Consider the following 17,738-nt stretch of genomic DNA (forward strand, 5'->3'; position numbering starts at 1 on the left):
CATTGCGCACGGCAAAACCCGCGGTCTGGCATCTCGGAGTGGCGCTGAGCCCATACCAGTGTAACGTCGAATGGTTCGCCGCGTTTTTCCACTCTCGCTGCGCGGCCGATCCAGCGCTACCTGAAGGCATCCTTCGAGGTAGGGATCTGCGTCGCCTCATGCGCACGCGGCTGCACCGTTTGTGCAGTAGGCACTCACGGTATCTGGACGCTGGAAGAATCGTGGCGCATCTTCAGTTGCACAGAGCGGACCGGGCGAAAGTTGATACGTGGCAGCGTTAGGTCACTACAGACGATCCTAGCTCGAGCTTGCGTCGAAAGCTGCGCATTTCTTGAAGCTTTGTGGCTTAAGGTCGTGAGCCGGCTCGTCAGACCGTCGTGCCCCGATTAAAGAAATTGCGAGAGTGGCGGAACGTCAGCATAAATTCACCGACTTCTCGCGAACGCTGCATGAAGAACTTTGGCCTAGTGCTTCGAGAGGTTTATTTGATTCACGGAGACCTGACAATGCTAACGTCCGACGGGTTTTCGGGGCTTAGTCAGATGGTGACGGCACGCCGTCTTGACTAAGGTGCAGTTGTCGTTACACATATCCAGGAACCTTGTCGGAATCTCCGAGTGTTGCCGGATTTCGATGGACTATGAAGCCGGGAAATTGCGCTTTGCGACGCAGTCCGAGGAGGCCAGGAGCTATGGATCTTCTATTGGATACACTGCCCCCGACGAGAGCTTCTTGCGCGCCCTGTTGACCGAGTTCAGTTGCTGGGTTGAAGCGATTGCGCGTACTGACGGTGACGACTGCGAGCTTGGGTCCCGCGTCACAGCATCACTGCCTGTGCTAAGTGAATTGCGACACTCGTTCGCATCGGGCGCGAGCGTCAGCGTTCCCACGAGCCGCCTTCCGCGTTCCGTATAGTGGACAAACGTCGCGGATCTGCTTGTCGACTCTTTTCTGGTACGCGACGTGAGCTGTTGTCAGCGGATGACTGAGAATGACTGCTAACGCCGACGTGAAAACGACAGGTCGCCGGACTCAGCCAACGTCGATTGCGACGATGCCACTGGACGACTATGCCAGCGCAATCTGTCAGTCGTGATCCAGTTGGAGCCTCAAGCGGCGTTTGCCCAGTGGGCGAAAAAAGCATGCTGTTCTGAACATCTTCAAGCAACAGTGCGCGAACGCGATCGTCGAGCGCCACTGTCGCGTTCACTGCATCGGTGGCGTAACACCCTCAGCGGCTTCCGATTTGCGAAACTCTTACGCCGTTGATCAATCAATCGGGATTTCGCAAATCAGCCTATTTCATCAATTAAAACAGCACGATGCGGTGGTGGCAGCGTTGCTGTCAGGACCGTGAGCCGGCTAGCGGGGCGATAGCCGACGCGCGCAGAGTCCAGTGCCGTCCACTCCGAAAGTGCGCCGCCGCGGTAAATCATTCGGTAGCCGGGAGCATGGATCCGGGCAAGCGTGCCACTTTCGCACGCAAACTGGCAACGTGGTCCAGCGCCCGTGTGCATGTCGTGGCTCCAGTGGCATGTGACTGCCCGATGCTTCGATCAGTCGTAGTCCCTTTTCGAAAGACGCTGTTTTTGACACACCTTTTGGTCGCCATCTGACCGGCAAGTCGCGTATCGTAATGTTTTGCCTGCAGAGCACCGCAACACCGAATTAGACGTGAGGGAAAATTATGACCCGTGATGGACTGCTTCGACAACTCAAAAGGCGCAATTGCTTCATCATTTCTCATTATTATAAAGACGGACTCGCGAAGGGGAAATGGACTACACAGAAGGGTGCACTTGATGCGCTGGGCGTTAGTCAGGCGGAACTGTCGCTGGCGCTTAGACTGAATACCCTGCCCGCAGGGATAGTCGACTTGTTCGAGTCGGCCACTGAGGTAACGCCTTATTCGGTGCGGGTGATACGCGACGTTATCGCGCGAGACGGGCTTCAGACCGTGCTTGAGCGAATCGGACAGCATGTTGCAGCAGGCAGAAAGCTTCCGGCCAAAGCGTTGCTTGCGACGATAAAAGGGCAAATGTGTGCCGCCGGGCGCGCGCTGGACCGATCCCGTAACCTCGAGAACAGTGTTCCCAAAAAGACGCCTGACTCACCGAAGAACATCTCCTCCCGATATCACCTCGGTGAGGCCAGAGGGGAATGGACCAGTTACAGCGCCTGCGCCCGCGCGCTTGGCATTTCCCGAAAGAACATACGCGATGCGGTGCATATCAACGCGCTTTGCAGTAGCTTGCCAGTTCATTTCAGTGAGGCCCAACTCACTTTTGCTGTTGGGCGGGCACTTCTCGCGCTAGACAAGGAGTTCGGCCGGCAGGCACTGTTGCGGCGTGTGCTGACACTAGGTCTTGAAGTGGAAGGGGTAACGCCGGAATCTGTTCTTCGCGAGTTGAACGGCGAGACCGTTCAGCCATCCGACCTTTCTCGCATTCGCATCAGGAAGGGCAGGGGACCAAAGCGGCTTATTATCGAGTGCAACAACGCAGGCCTGCTTTTTGGGTACCGACGCGAACTGGAGCGTGTAATTCGCAAAGCGCTAAGAAAAATTTCTGTTATTCCCGACAGCATTGAGAAGAATCGCTCGCTATTCGACGATCCGCAAATTAAAAAAGCGGGGCGGAATGCGTTAAAAATCCTTCCCCCGTCAAGATCGGTAAAGCAACTCAGCGAAGGCCATTCGTCGACCGCTTGTCGAACAGAAGGGCGAACTTATTGATTGCCTGCGGTCAGGCGACGGGCGGCATCCTCCAATTCCTTTCGAGGCGGACGCTGCTGGTACTGCTTGATCTCCGCCTGCACTTTGGCGGTGACGATCGAAATGAACTCGGGGGACACTTGCAAGCCATACAGCTCCGACAGATAGCCCCGAACCTCGCGCGCATTAATGTGGCGCGCATGCATGCTAATGACGTGATCGAAGCTTGCCCGCCGGCACTTATATTTGCGTATCAGGGTGCGGGTCGAACATCGACTCCCGATCGCGGGTATATCCAGATTAGCTCGCCTCTGGGCGTGATGACCGCATTTGCGGCTGTCTCTGGTGATGATTTCTAGCTCTGTCTTGCTCGGCTTCACTGTCCCGGTGTTTAGTCGGTCCAGCCCCACACTCTTTCAGCGCGGCCTAACCCAGCGCAGCATGCACGAGCTCTCGGGTAACGATTGCAATGAAAAGCGGCAAAAGACTGCGTAATGCGTGTAATGGTGCGATGGGGCACTTTGCACGCTGCATGTTAGGCAGCCATCCGCACGCGATTCGCCCACGTACCGGACGGTGACATTCCGACGCGTCACGCCCTTATCGCGAGCAGGCGATTGCACGGCGAGCCGCGCTTAAGCCGCGACCGAGCCTTGCTGCACGGCGAAAACCTGCGGCTCCCTATGCACGTAGTCGATCGCGTCGAGCACGTCGCTGATGGGCGGCACCGAAAAGCCGTCGCCGACCGAGATCAGGCGGACCGGCGCTTCCATGCCGCAGTGCGATAGTGAGGTCGCCACGAAGACCATGACGGTGCGCTTTTGCAGTGCATGGGCAAGGAGGACAAAACCGGTGTCCGCGCCGAGCGCCAGCGCGCAAGTGTCGATCATTTGCGCGATTTTGGGCTTGCTCATTTCCGCCAGAACTTTGGAACCGGGCACCTGCGCGACGTTCGTTCGGCGTCGCTGCGCTTGCGCTCGGAACCCCACGGCAGCACCACCCGGAAGCCGCGTTGCGCGAGTTCCCTGCCGACCATCGCCCAATGCGCGAGCGGCCATCTCGTGTCGTCTTTCGACGTTGCGTGAAAAAGTGCAGCGACGGGTGCGCGCTCGCCTGTGAACGGCGCCTTTGCCTGATGCGCACGCCGTGCCACGCATTGCCTTGCGGACGCGGACCGGAGCGCCTGTTATAGGCAAACGCGGCACCGCGCTCGCCAAGATCCTGCGACTGATAGCCGATGCGCCGCGGCGAGCGGGCGAGAACCACGATGAACGCGCTTTTGTACACGCCGTGAATGTCGATGATGTAGTCGTAGCGATGCGCACCCAGTTCTGCGATGGACGCCGCGATCGCCTTGAAATCAGCCCAGCGGCTCGCTTTCTTGGAGCGGCGCGGCGGCGAGGTCTCACGCTGCCATCGTCTGATTGGCTCGCAGTTCAGTTTCCAGTTCCCGTTTCCCATCCTGCAGGAGCGCTAACAGCCGTCGTCTGGGCGGCAGGTAATAGGGGCCATGAACGACGCTCTCGACTTGCTTCTTTTATGAAAGGGTTGCCTTGACTTCTGACTGCAAATGGCAAGCTGGAGTGGTCGGCAATCCTTTCGATCTACGACGCAACGTCACGCCCAACCGCTGTTGAATCGACGCTTGCTCGTCAGGTGCCCAGATCGTGAGTGAACCGCCGTCCGATAACCCCTGCAGTCCACGAAAGGAGATCAAATGAAACAGGGCAAGGCGCTGTTTTCTGTTGCGAATGAAGACGCATACTATGCTGCCGGATGCTTCGACGAACTGGCTCCGGGTTCCAAGTCCGCCGGCAATCTCGACGCCTGGTAGCGCTGCAACGCTTTTTGACAAGGCAAGAGACAAACGGCGTCGATGCGCCATCCCGCGCATTCGTCGTACGCCGCGGCGTGATGCTTGAGCACGCGCCCGGAACGCGTAATCCGATGACGTGGGTGGATTGTCTTGCCGTGACTGGGTTCGGATCATTTGTCATTGGCCGATACGATTGGACGGGCACTGTAAAGCGCTCGTTAAACGACGACGAACTGCTCGTCCATGACAAGGTCGGTGTCGTTTCTGTCCAGACGTCTCCACTACGCAGGGCAAAGCCCGCTGTGCGACACCTGCATGCGTTACTCGCCGAATATGGATGTCCGGTTGAGTCCATTGCAGTTTTCGCCCCTTCGCAGTGCGTGCTCGATCCTGCGCTGCCCGAAGCGATCCTGTATCCATCTGAACTTCACCATTTTATGCGCACGCGATTGAACCGTTTCCGCGCGAGCCATCTTCAGCATCTCGATGCCGTGAGACTCGCCGCCCATTTGGAATTGCGATGTGTGGATTGGGGCGAGAGTTGACACAGGCAAACGGTGGTTGCTGAGCCGTCGGAAGAAGAGCGTGCTACGCAGCCCTCCGATGCGCCTCCGTGATCTCAGGCGCGAACAGAAGACACAGAGCCAGCATCGATGGCCGTTTCTATCGCAAGCGGCGCGTTGGCCTCCATCGATTGCGACCGACCTCAGTAGTTGCTCTGATCGATGGCCTGAATGCGCCGCTCGATCATCGCGTGGACGGTACTTTTTCGGTCATCGTCCCGGTCACGAATGTCGAGCGAAGCTGTCAATCATCCCGATCGCAAAGGCGTGGAGTAAGGATCAGAGGCAGCAGTTCGGTCGCTTCTGTCACGCGCTCTCTGTCGCTTCGCTGGTGGGTTTCCTTGGGTATTGGCACTCAATCATCAGTTAGACGCGGGCGCTATTCTGAACGAGGCCTCGCTTGCGGCGATTGTGCTAACCTTTATTGAGGGCATGGATTTCATGAACGGAGAATCACTATGGGCTTTGGTGTAGTTGCGCTAATCCTGACGATTGCGATTTGTGCGTATGGCAAGCACATGAGTGACCTCGGCCGCAAGGCGGATCGCGAACGCCGGCGTCCGCGCGTTCCACGCTGATTATTGACGCGGACCGGCTTTCACTGTTCCATCTTCTGTTGAAGGCTGCACCTTCGGGTGGCCTTTTGCTTTTTATGGCCCGTTTATGTCCGAAGCCCTTGATTTGCCGGCCGCACCGGCTTTGTATTCGCGCATTCTCATAAACTCAATCCGTTTGCCGCAGCCGGTTGTCCCGACGGATCGATACGCGCAATACAAGGCGGTTCCATAAATTACAAGGTCAGTGCGAGCAAGCGTTGGCTTGGAAGCCTTGCTGGACAAGGGGCGGCGGGTTTTTGCGCGTCGCGAGGACCGTTAGCCGGCTAACGGTCCTTTTGCGTTCATTAGGTCGAAACGTTTGCGCGAGTTTCATGCCTTTATGAGATTCTCCCGTAGAGCCGTCCCGAGTTGGAGGCCGTGTAGGCGTGACGAGGCATTAACGTCTGTGTCGCTCGGAAACCTGAGGCTGGTCCAGGCGAGGCGCCAAGCCGATTGCCGTGTGAGCTTCGACTTCATCTAGAAAAGCCAGGACGGCATCTCGTTGCATCCTACCTTACGGACGCAACAAACTTTGATTGTGAACCGAGCAGCCACATTCGCCCGGCACCTCGTTAGATACGCCAGAGACATGCCTGATGACGCCGCAATCCCGCGGGGATGTCGACCTGAGCGGGAGTTCCGGCAAACGTACGATCATGGTGGAATCAGCTGCCGGATGCAACGCTATGCTGGACGAAAAGCTATGCGTTTTTGCGGAGCTTTTCGGGTTAAGACCGTCAGCCGGCTGGTCCAGGCGTCTGGATTCGGGGAGGTGACGCGCGCACTGTGCGCATCGAGAAGGGCTCGTTGTTTCAACGCGAAAGCGGATCATGATCTCGCTCGGCTCCCTCAGCCCAAGATCGAGTACGTTGCCGAGCTAAGGTCTTCGTTGCCCTCCTGAGTCGACCATTTCGTACCACGGTAGGGAACGGACTGCGTCAAACGTCCTGTCATTCGCGCGCGGGTCAGTTGTGCAGCGCTTCCTTGACTTCCGCCTGCCGTGTGTATGATGAACTAACAAAAATTACTTCAACGTGCCATGCAACGTATGACGCGGCGTCACCGCAATGTGTTGAAGAAAAAATCTCATACTGCACTCTTCGCGCTAGCGTTTTTGCCGTCGCGGGTCTGCGCTCAAGGAACCGACTTTTGCGACCTGGTGCTTGACATCGCTAGGCGGTCGGGGGCATACGGTGAAGTACAGATCATCGGCGATCCAATACGCCAATCGCTCATATCGCCGGCGTCATAACCCGGCGCCGAATGCGGCGCCCTGAAACGGTAGTACGCTACGTCTGCAATACCGACGTCCTCGATGCCGGATAATCTCGGCGTGCGCGCTGTTCGTTGAACTGAATGACCTTGCCGGTTCTAATCCATGAAGAGGCCCGTTGCGTCGGGGCGCCGCTTTTTGATTGCATGTCATGCACAAGGCGGCAAGCAGCGTCGCCAGCAGTGGGCCGTTTCTGCCACGCACGTCCTGCTGCTTTTTCCCCTGAAGGCACAGTATGGAGGCCATTTGACGCTGGCCTGCGCCGCATCACACGACAAGACGAGGTGTTGTCAACAGTTTCGTGCTAACGTTCACTCATGAAGTGATTTCGAGCGAAAAGGAATGAGCATGGATATCAGCTTTGTAATACTAGGCGCCGCAGTTGCCATGTGTGGACTTGGCGCGCTGATGGAGCATAACGCGCGCAAGGCTAAGCGGCAACGACGTCGTCTGCGCAATACTCACTAGTCATCGAGTATAGGCTTCCGCTGGGGTAGTCGCCCTTCAGTCCTGCTTGTGCCCATGAGATGTTTTGTCTGGTAAGACGACGCGTACCGGGCCGCCGGCGCGATCTACGCCGGATCTTCAACGTGCTGGCTCTTACTCGAGTTCGAGTTTTGCGAGGGCGCTGCGGGCAGACTTACAGTCGCATCGCCCATCGCCGGTTTTGCTGTCTGTACCGCCCATGTAGTTCAAGCCATGATTTATCCCAGACCGGAGGGCCGGATCTCATCCAGCCTGCGGGAACGCTTCCGCAACCAACCATGAGCAAGCCGGATTCATGTATGCAGACCATTTCCGGTCATCACCACGGGCTTGCGAGGGGCGTCGGATGTATATGCATGAAAACCTTGCTCACGGCTGGCTCAAGCTCCAGGCCGGATTGTCTGATCCTCTGATTACGGCACAGCCTTGGCAGGCTATAGTTCGCCAGCGGGGTACGCAGCACGCGAAGGCTGCCGCATTTCGTGCCTCCCTGTCCGCTGGTCGAACGCAGTCTGAGCGTCAAGGCCAATAAATTGAATCGAAGATCCTTTACTCAAGGCATCTGCGGCGAAGAGCACGGTGCGGATTTCCAGAGTTGGTCCTTCCGTCGTGTGACGTTTTGAAGCGTTCGAGGTCACCGGTGATGACCAACGCTTCGGACATCATTTGTCTGGAACGGCGCGGCAAAATATCGGCATCTCCAACCGCTTGACCAGTCTGCGCTGCACGGCGCAATCCTGTCGCTCACGGCCTTTGCCGAAAAGTCAGCGTGCGGGAAAGTCCGGCGAAATGAAGCACTCATGGAAGCGGTGCGCAGCTTATTGCTTGTAAAAAAGAATGTCATCGCTTCGGTGGCACCGCGATAATTTGAAACGACTTTCCTTAATGAATTCCACGCGATTGCGCGACAACGAGCGCTCAAATTCCGTGGAAGAAACGACACAATCGAAGGCGCGCGTGCCCGACCTCGTCCGCCTGGGTCCTGCCAAAAACGTGGACCTCAGGCCGGGCTGTGGCCGGCGGCGCCTGTTCGCGAACAAGGCGCACGACGACGTGGTGACATTCCTTTATATCAGTGGCGCCGCCTGGAACCTCCCCCCGCGCTTCGTCAAGTCTGTCCTTGATCAGGGCATGTGGCGGCCCTACATGCTCGACGATTCGATCCTGCTCCGCGGTACCTGAGCTTGCCGATGACCGTTTCGCTCGTCATCCGATCATGTTGCGGCCGGCATCGCATCCATAGCGTGCCCGAGCGGCACATCGTCTGATAGAGGCGCACGCCCCTTGCCGCGCGCTTGCGCCTGTCCTCCTTTACCGGAATGGACAGATCTGACTCCTGGGACGGCAGCGGCGCTTGACGTTGCTGACCGAAGATGTCCAGTTGCCATCCGCTGATTTGCTCGCTTCTCGCCGCGAACACGCGCTGCAGCGCGTTGTTCTCCTTGGTCCGAAATTCGGCAGCACCTGCTAGTTTTCGCCAGAGGCGAGCCATCTTCACTGAGCGCAACGCCTTGGCCGAAAGCTACCGCAAAATCGCGACCTTTTCGCCCGAACTCTCGCGTCGAGAAACTTAATATGACTACACCTATCTGCGTCAGTGACGCATCGACCTGAGTGCAGCGCACTCCATTTCCTGAGCTAGTCGCCCGGTGGGGCGTCCACCTTCTGCATGGCAGTTAAGCCAGAGCCGGCGTCGCAGGTCGCGTTGGGGAAACTGAGTTCTCCGCGACCCGCATGGCGGCTGGTCTCCTGACCAGATTGCAATTCTGTACTGACTGAGAACACGTTCGTGCGGACATCGCGAACGTCCAGACCTGCTTTCCGTCAACGGCGTAAAGCCATGCCTGACTCACGCGATCCGATATCAATGCGACCGTGGTGAGCAGGCTCTCCGAACGGGAAATCACTTGCACGTTATGTGCGGATTTCTAATCCCATTCCTCTCGGCCCGCGCAGCCGAAAAAGAAAAGCGCAACAGGAATTGCCTGGCTCGACAGACGTGAGTCTGCGGTCGGGTAGCCTCGTGTCGGCCGATGCCGGCTCGAGGATCACCAGGCGGCAGTGCTTCCCTGCGCCGGGTGAATCAACTCTCTGATCTCTAAGATCCCGGAAAGCAAAGCGTGCAGGTCCTCATCAACCCGCGGCGTCCTCTTGATAGGGGAGGATGCCGCCTTTCACGAAAACGACTGTGAAGATCCAACTGAACTTCTCGGCGCTGATGGAAAACGCGGGGCTCCCGCAACGGCTCACGAATGAACTGGCGGAGCTTTTTCAACGACATTTAACAAAAGCGCACAGCAAAACCCGCGTTACATCGAACGCCATATCAATCAAGACCCAAAAGTATCGCGTCCAGAGTCTGGTCGCCGGCTTCCGCGAACTTCGAAAAGGAGGCTTCGCCATCCAGTCGCCGTGGAACCTCGCAGAGAAACACATCGGCTATCTCGTGACCCTCTGGATCAACGAAAAGAAACAATCGCCCGGGACGGTCGAAAACAAGCTCACCTACTGGCGTACGCTAGCCGCGTGGATGAAAAAGCACCAGCTCGTCGGCACAATGGACGACTACATCAAGCGTCCCGAAGGGTATCGTCGCTATTACGTTGCGCGGGAGGACAAGTCATGGGAGGCGGCGGGAGTCGAGCTCGATGACGTGATCGCCCGACTATGCGAGCGCGACCGGTGGGTCGCCATGCAGGTTGAGCTTCAGGCGACATTTGGCTTACGTGCGCAGGAAAGCATGCTCCTGCGTCCGCTGCAGTGTCTTCGAATTTCAGGCCACCTCCAGGTAATCGATGGCACCAAAGGCGGACGTCCGCGAGCCGTTCCCATCGATGCTGAGTGGCAATACGAGGTGCTTATCCGCGCCGCAAGGCTCTCGAACCCCCGCACGGGGTCAATGATTCCGGAGCCGTGGTCATTGAAAAAGTGGTATCGCCACTTCTACCACGTCTTGCAGAAAGAGGGGATCACCCGCAGCGCCCAGGGCGTCACGGTTCATGGGCTTCGCCACGCGTACCTGCAAAAGATGTACGAGCGGACGACCGGCGTACCCGCGCCGATCAAACGGCCCGACCACCGCCCTGATCCAGCGCTTCACCAGGCGGCGATGCAGCGGCTCGTCGAGGCGGCAGGACATAGCCTCGCCGCGAAGGCGACTGCCTACATTTCGACTTTTGCCGCGGTCGAACGTCTGTCGCGGCCCGTCATTTCCGCGGAACAGGCGATAGCGGCCCTTACCGCGGCAAACGGTAACAAGTCAGAGGCGGCCAAAAACCTCAACATCTCCCGGCAGGCACTCTACCGGATCCTGGCGAAGTGCGCCCATCTGCCCACTGCGCCGCTTTCGTGTGGGGGCTTGATCGTCTTGGGCGATTCACAGGCCGACCTCCAGCGTTGACTCAGGTCGGCAACAGTCGGCGAGGCGACCGTGACAGCCGGCGGGAAAAATCAACGGAGCGGGCGCCTTGGGTATCTCGAGACGTGCTCTTTATCGGCGCGTTGACCCGACCGATTCGGTCAAATGCCGCCCATTTAGCGACTCTCCACAATTGGTGGCTCGATGAAAATGGAAAAAGCGTTGGAAAAACAAAAGAGTGGCCGACCGCGGGCAGAGCCCCTGCTTTTAACGCGTGCAGCAGGGAACGGAAACACAGCTTCTGAAAAGCCATTCGACCAGCGGACTTGTCAGTGTGTGGTACGTGACGATGACGCCGGGGCGAGCAAAGTGAGCAGTTTAGGTAACGGCTCTTCCGCGGTGGCGGTGCACGGCGCGGATGGATTCGACATGACGCATGTCTTCCCCGGTACGCGGCCGTCCAAGCCCAGCTCCAATGCCTTGAGCACCGTGAGCGCCGCCGGTTTTGCGAACTTTGTGTGTTTGGTCGGTTATTGCGTTTTTCGCAAATCAGTCCGTTTTGCCAACCAAATCAGGACCATGCGGGCGGGCAGGTTATGAACGCACGAGCCTGATCCGGCTAACACGGCGGCAGATGTTTTGGCACGCGAACGTCTGCAACGATGCGGCGCAAAGCGACTTACTGCGGACTCGCCGGACGCGAGATGTGGGATCCGTGCGCTTCCTTTCGCATGAGGGACGGCAGTGCGGCCTTTCGGACGCTGGGCAGGTCGCTCGCGAAACGTGCGAAGAGCTCGACGGCTTTGCATCTCGTTTTTTGAAAGACGGTGTTTTCATTGCGTTCTTCCGTCGCCATTCGCAGCGCAAGTCGAGTTTGGTATTGATTGGACCGCAGACGACTGCAATACAGGTGTTGCAGAAACGGCGCCTTGCTGTGATGCCCCGGTCGTATATCGTTGCTTGCCGGCACCATGCAAGATCTGCGATCCATCATGGAAGGCGCAACGACTGCGTTTGCTTGCACCTGATGTCACTGAATCGTATTTCCAGCGAATGGGGACGTGTACCTTAAAGTCGTGACGCTGACATCGATCGCCTCCTTCACGCGACATTGAGAATGAAGACAAAATCTGCTCCACACCGAGGATGCGTTGAGTTGTTGATGCGTATCAATGACTGGCCATTGCACGCGGGTCCCCCGCTGCGGTAACTGACGGCCGCTTCGCTGGTTGATGGACGCGGATCCGCAAGGGGGCGCTGTCGTGTGCCCGAATACAGGGCGGGAGCTATCGTGGTGAGGCGTTCGTATAGCTGCTTTGCCGTGATGCTTGGCTCGGTTTCAAGCCATTTCCTGTATCTTTGGTCAGGTATGTTGGAACGGATGTTCGCGAGTGCGCTAGTCGTGTGGACCGCGAGCTTTGTGGCGGGTGTTCGTCGGATTTTTCCTTCCTGCCACACTGTTCCAAGACTTGATAGGACATTCGGGCGTGATACTTCAATCGTTGTCTTCTTCGAGTCTTGTGGAGTATCAGATGCGCCACATTGCGCAACGCGTGGTTGGACTTGGCGCATTGGATGCAGCAGGTCCAACGGATGGAACGTATGAAATCGCGCATGAAGGCGATGCTTGGCTCCCGCGGGAATAGATGCTGCCCGCCGAACTCGCTCAAGCGGGGTCAAGGGAGCTTCATAGCGCCTTGACCAACTGCGCCAGTAAATCGCCGTTTGCCTTTGCCCGTCCGGAATGCTGCCAGCCCAATATGATTGCACACTGCGACTATGCGCACATAAATCGCTGAGTGAGGTAACAGCATGATCTTGCCAAGCGGTTTTCTAGCTGGTCGTCCGATTACTAGCCGTTTTTTGCGATTCTGTTGCATGGATTGCGCAGTCTAATTGCCATTTTTTAAATATCGGAATCGTAATCGACTTACTATGCCGACAGCGTATCCGCGAATTAATTTAACGCAAGCTACAGATATGCCACTCGCATATTAGATTCAAATTCATGCCGCTTTACAATTGCTGACATTGAATGACTGGTCGATTCATCTGAAGTTTCGTAAAATCGCGCAGAGCGCGGTCGCTCGATCAGCCATTAAAAAGAGGCAGTATGGGAGCGCAGGACATAATCGGGGCAGTAACCGGCGGACTCGTCCAGGGTGACCGCCTCCTTAGACTGGATAGCTCGCTGGGTAATAGTATTCTGCTCCCGCAGCGGGCTGTCGGTTATTCGCGGATTGGCCGCCATTTCGATTTCACCGCCGATGTCGTTTCCACATATGCAGCGATCGAACTTAAAATCCTGATCGCCCAGCCTGTCACGCTTTGGATGCAGCAGACTGACCGGTCCTATCTGCCTTACCACGGCTATGTACACACCGCCCGCCGTCTTGGATCGGATAGCGGTCTCACGAGTTATCAGATTGGCTTCGCATCGTGGATGCACTTTCTGCGCTTTCGCAAGGATGCGCGGATTTGGCAAGACAAGCCCGCGGACGAAATATTGACCGAAGTCTTCAACATGCATCCGCAGGCCCAGGGAGCATTTCGTTTTGTGTTGAGCAAGCCGCTCCCGTCGCGCTCGTTCTGCATGCAATACGAGGACGACTGGAACTTCGTCCACCGGCTGATGGAAAGCGAAGGCTTGTTCGGCTACTTCGAACAGGGCAGCGACGGCAAATCGCATACCCTTGTCGTCACAGACAATCTGGATACATTGCAGCCGCTTTCGCCCCAAACCGTCGAGTTCTATCGCGCGGGCACGAATAGCGAAACTGATGCCCTGGTGCAGTGGTCGGGCACGAGAACACTCCAAAGCACAACACTCACGACCCGCACCTTCGATTACAAGGCGCCGGCTTCGTCCGCGAGCCCGAAAGGCACAAATATCCCGACGCTTCCCACGCAGGGAAACCTGCCTCAGCAAGCCGAGGTATATGAATATACGGGCGCTTATACCTACGGCAATCAGGACCGGGGTGTTGCCCTCTCAAAAATCCGCATGGAAGAATGGGAATCGCGGGCGAAGCGCTTTTACGGTGCCGGCGGTGTGCGGCGGATGGACGCCGGTCGCTGGTTTGAACTGGATGACCACCCGGATCACGCCACGGATAGCGGGCAGAACAGGCAATTCGCAATTATTGAGGCAGCGTGGTTCATTGAAAACAACCTGCCGGTGTCCAGTCAGGCCGCCGATTTCCCGCACAGCCTGAAAGGCGAACTGGCGACGGTCAGATCGAGTCACGCATCTGAAGAGGGGTTGAAGGTCAGGCATGCCGATGGCAGTGAAGGCTTTTTCCTCGTTGAAGTAGAAGCGCAGCGCAAGGTTGTGCCGTATCGTAGCCCGTTTGAACATCACAAGCCGGTAATGCACTTGCAGTCGGCGATTGTCGTCGGACCGGCAAACGAAGAAGTCTATACCGACCAACTCAATCGCATCAAGGTCCGCTTTCATTGGGACCGGCTCAATGACGGCGACGAAAAAGCATCATGCTGGGTGCGGGTTGCCATGTCCGATACCGGTGGCGGATACGGAGGCGTGCATGTCCCAAGAGTCGGCGAAGAGGTTCTGATCAACTGGGTGGACGGCGATTGCGATAGGCCGCTAGTCACCGGCCGCGTCTATAACGGCGCGACACGACCGCACTGGCATTCCAACGGGTTGCTCTCTGGCTACAAGTCCAAGGAATATCAGGGCAGCGGCTACAACCAGATGGTGATGGATGACTCGACGGGCCAGAACCGCGTCCATCTCTACAGCAGCAGCACGAATGCGCATTTGCACCTGGGCTACCTGGTTGATCAGACGGCCAACACACGCGGGCCCTATCTGGGCAACGGCTTTGACCTGAAGTCCGACGCATACGGCGCAGTGCGTGCGGGGCAGGGCCTGTATGTTTCCACGCATGCGAAATCAGCAACGAGCCAGCAACTCGACGTGCGCGAAGCGAACTCGCAACTGGTGAATTCGGAAAGTATGCTTGAAGCGCTGTCTGATGCGAGCACAACGCACCGGGCGGAAAGCCTCAAGGAGGGCTACGACTCGCTCAAGTCATTCACCGACGCGATACAAGGCAGCGTTGCAGGATCAGCGTCGGGCGGCAAGACCGCAGGCGGCGGCACGGGCAATGCCAATGCATTCAAGGAGCCCGTCATGCTGTTTGCGAGTCCGTCTGGTGTTGCCCTGTCCACGCAGAAATCGGCCCATGTGTCCGCGGACCAGCACATTAACTTCGTGAGCGGTCAGAGCACGCACATCGCGACTGGCAAATCGTTGATCGCGAGCATCGCGGAAAAACTGAGCCTGTACGTACAGAACGCCGGGATGAAGCTCTTCGCGGCTAAGGGCAAGGTCGAAATTCAGGCGAACTCGGACAACATCGAATTAACCTCGCAGAAGACGTTGAAGCTGCTTTCGGCAACGGAAAAGATCGAAGCCGCCGCAAAGCAGGAGATCTTGCTGACGTCAGGAGGTGCCTATATTCGCGTCAGGGACGGCAACATCGAGATTCACGCGCCCGGCAAGATCGATATAAAGGGTGCCGGGCACTCGTTTAGCGGGCCTACGTCACATGCTGAACAAATGAACACCTGGCCAGATATGCCCAACGATGAGCAGTTTATTCTTCGTCATCGGGGCACAGGCGAACCCATGGCGAACCGAAAATTCCAGATTACGCGTGGTGATGGGACTCTTATTACCGGTCGCACCGATGCGGAGGGACGGACGGGCATACAGAAAAGCTCGTCCTACGAGCAACTCGTCCTTAAGTATCTTCCTGAGGTGGACTAATGGCCGATCAGAATCGAACTCTGGTTCACTATCACGACGACGACGACGGCTTGCCTTGCTGGTTATCTGAGACCTCGCCGGTCAGCATGACCGCGCGCGCAGAATGTCTGGTACCTCCCGACCGGATAATCCCGGTTGTGTTCGTGCCCGGTATCATGGGGTCCAACCTCAAAGCCATTGACGCGTCGAAAGCACAGCAGGTTTCGAACATATGGAGGCCAGATGCCACGAGCGCGGTCCTCAAGATCATCAAGCTCAGCCCTGCCGACCGTCAGATTGTGTTTGATCCCCGAAACACCAAGGTTGATGACGATCTGGTTGTGAACGGGACCAGAGTCGTTAAGCCCACCAATGGGTTCAGCGATGCACTGCTAAAGACTCGCGGGTGGGGCACGGTTTACTGGAGCAGCTATGGGCCATTCCTGGAATATCTCGAACGCGAGTTGAACAACGTGGTGAAGTGGAATCCCGCGTTCAAGCAGGTGCTTCCTGAAGCCAGCTGGTTGCCTTTTCAGGGGGACGGCATCAATGTCCAAAGCGACGATAAAGCCCATCCGTTGAAGCTCGGCACCGACGAATTGAAACAGGTCGGAAAATACTGGTATCCCGTGCACGCGGTCGGATACAACTGGCTGCAATCGAACGAGCAGTCCGGAAAGTACCTCGCCCGCGAGATTGACAATATCCTCGCTCACTATCGTAGTAAATGGGGAAGTAAGGCCGTTAAAAAGGTCATTCTCGTTACGCATTCGATGGGAGGCCTCGTTGCGCGCGCTGCGGTGCATCCGAAAATGGGTGACGCTCAGGACCGTGTCCTCGGCATCCTGCATGGCGCGATGCCGGCACTGGGCGCACCGGCTGCCTACAAGCGAATGAAAGCAGGCAATGAACGCGCTAGCATGTCCCCGGTTAGCTTCGCAACGTGGCTTTTCCTCGGAGCGTATGGTTGGGATGTGACGCCGGTATTGGCGCAGGCGCCTGGCGGTTTGCAGCTATTGCCGAATCAGGATTATCCGGGTGGGTGGCTGACGATCAAGGTCAATAGCGACGTTTATCGCATCGATGGCAACCCGTACAAATCAATCTATTCGGAAAGAGATAAATGGTGGCGCCTGGTGAATCCGGCGTGGTTAAATCCCGCCAACATAGGTGGCGCACTTACGCCAACGGGGCAAACACGAGCCGGCGGCGGCGACGATGTTGCGTGGGCGAAATACATGAATTGTCTGCGGAGCGCCGAGGATTTTCACGCAACGCTCCAGAATAGCTATCACCCCCAAACCTATGCATTTTACGGGGCCGATTCGGCGCACCAGTCGTGGGGGAAAATCCAGTGGAACATCGGCACTGAGCGCTATGTCATGCGTGGTCCGATGTCAGTGTTCGACACAGACGCCGAGCTCAAGACGTTGGCGCTGAATGGCAAACCCCGAAACGACGACGGTGCGGGAACGGTCGAAGCGACTGCCAATGCCTCGTGGATGGGAGACATTCACGAGCGATTCGAAATTCAGCCTGCAGGATCGAACGGTGACGGCACCGTACCGCACGAGTCCGGGCTCGCGCCCGGAAAAAACGGCAGTGCTATCGAGCAATTTGCGCTCAAGGGTTTCGATCATCAGGGTGCGTACATGACGGAAATACATGACGTGATGGCCGTGTCAAAGTACGCGATTGCCAAGATCGCGCAGAAGGCCGATTGGGGAGATGCATGAATCGTACGAGCCTTGTTGTCACAGTATTGACAGTATCATTTCTAATCCCTTTGCTGGGTTGCAGTAACCGTCAGGATCCCGCCATGAGTACATCTTCTACCACCGCCAACGCTGCGCCGCTCAGGACGGTGTGTGTGGGACGGTACACAATAGATATCCCCCATTCGGCAACGAATGTGCGTCTGGTACAAAGCTTTAAGGGTATCAACATCGATGTGTTCTACCCTGTGAATCAGCAGCAGCTTCATGACGAAGCGGCGCGTAAGATTGCAAGCGACGCCGAAGTAACCGACTTCCAGCCCAATGGGCCGGCCCCGGCGAAAACCGGACATGAGGTAACGCTTAAACTTTGAGGTAGTCTTACGCCTATGTTTAAGCCCAGCTCTAACGTGGAACCCATTGAAGTTCTGACCCAGCCCGAAC

General features: G+C 57.1%; 10 protein-coding genes and 1 pseudogene. 9 read left to right on the top strand and 2 right to left on the bottom strand.

Annotation, left to right across the window (positions count from 1 at the left end; translation table 11 throughout):
- The first annotated feature begins 1,687 nt into the window (after positions 1-1,687).
- Positions 1,688-2,734 carry a hypothetical protein gene (locus ACTJLB_RS30390; RefSeq protein WP_440785446.1) on the top strand — a complete coding sequence of 349 codons (1,047 nt, stop codon included), beginning with the start codon at positions 1,688-1,690 and terminating at the stop codon, positions 2,732-2,734.
- Here ACTJLB_RS30390 and ACTJLB_RS30395 read toward each other — a convergent pair.
- Together ACTJLB_RS30395 and ACTJLB_RS30400 are read right to left on the bottom strand one after the other, a co-directional pair.
- Positions 2,728-3,123 (bottom strand): transposase, encoded by a 396-nt coding sequence (locus ACTJLB_RS30395; protein ID WP_440785447.1) that lies wholly within the window; start codon positions 3,121-3,123, stop codon positions 2,728-2,730. The genes ACTJLB_RS30390 and ACTJLB_RS30395 overlap by 7 nt on opposite strands.
- Before the next feature lie 225 nt (positions 3,124-3,348).
- Positions 3,349-4,111, bottom strand: a pseudogene (locus ACTJLB_RS30400) (glycosyltransferase family 9 protein); the annotation flags it as partial.
- Between ACTJLB_RS30400 and ACTJLB_RS30405 the strand changes: the two are divergent.
- The 8 genes from ACTJLB_RS30405 (at position 4,050) to ACTJLB_RS30440 (ending at position 17,668) form a co-directional block, all read left to right on the top strand.
- On the top strand, positions 4,050-4,190 hold the full coding sequence (locus tag ACTJLB_RS30405; RefSeq protein ID WP_440785457.1) for a hypothetical protein: 141 nt from the start codon (positions 4,050-4,052) through the stop codon (positions 4,188-4,190). The pseudogene ACTJLB_RS30400 and the gene ACTJLB_RS30405 sit on opposite strands and share 62 nt — an antisense overlap.
- Before the next feature lie 470 nt (positions 4,191-4,660).
- A complete protein-coding gene (locus ACTJLB_RS30410; RefSeq protein ID WP_440785448.1) occupies positions 4,661-5,074 on the top strand; it encodes a hypothetical protein in 414 nt (137 codons plus the stop codon).
- 3,258 nt (positions 5,075-8,332) lie between these two features.
- Positions 8,333-8,629, top strand: a complete 297-nt coding sequence (locus ACTJLB_RS30415) for a hypothetical protein (protein ID WP_440785449.1) — start codon at positions 8,333-8,335, stop codon at positions 8,627-8,629.
- A 1,036-nt stretch (positions 8,630-9,665) separates the two neighbouring features.
- The gene (locus ACTJLB_RS30420) at positions 9,666-10,847 is read left to right on the top strand and encodes an integrase domain-containing protein (protein WP_440785455.1); all 1,182 of its coding nucleotides are present in this window, start codon (positions 9,666-9,668) and stop codon (positions 10,845-10,847) included.
- A 162-nt stretch (positions 10,848-11,009) separates the two neighbouring features.
- Positions 11,010-11,405 carry a hypothetical protein gene (locus tag ACTJLB_RS30425; RefSeq protein ID WP_408492804.1) on the top strand — a complete coding sequence of 132 codons (396 nt, stop codon included), beginning with the start codon at positions 11,010-11,012 and terminating at the stop codon, positions 11,403-11,405.
- A gap of 1,513 nt (positions 11,406-12,918) precedes the next feature.
- The gene (locus tag ACTJLB_RS30430) at positions 12,919-15,600 is read left to right on the top strand and encodes a type VI secretion system Vgr family protein (RefSeq protein WP_440785450.1); all 2,682 of its coding nucleotides are present in this window, start codon (positions 12,919-12,921) and stop codon (positions 15,598-15,600) included.
- Entirely contained in the window at positions 15,600-17,315 is a 1,716-nt protein-coding gene (locus tag ACTJLB_RS30435; protein WP_440785452.1) for an esterase/lipase family protein, read from the top strand. The genes ACTJLB_RS30430 and ACTJLB_RS30435 overlap by 1 nt, the downstream gene beginning before the upstream one ends.
- 83 nt (positions 17,316-17,398) lie before the next feature.
- Positions 17,399-17,668 carry a hypothetical protein gene (locus tag ACTJLB_RS30440; protein WP_440785453.1) on the top strand — a complete coding sequence of 90 codons (270 nt, stop codon included), beginning with the start codon at positions 17,399-17,401 and terminating at the stop codon, positions 17,666-17,668.
- Positions 17,669-17,738: the final 70 nt, after the last annotated feature.

This window comes from Paraburkholderia sp. 22098 (assembly GCF_052045935.1).
Classification (GTDB): Bacteria; Pseudomonadota; Gammaproteobacteria; order Burkholderiales; family Burkholderiaceae; genus Paraburkholderia; species Paraburkholderia caledonica.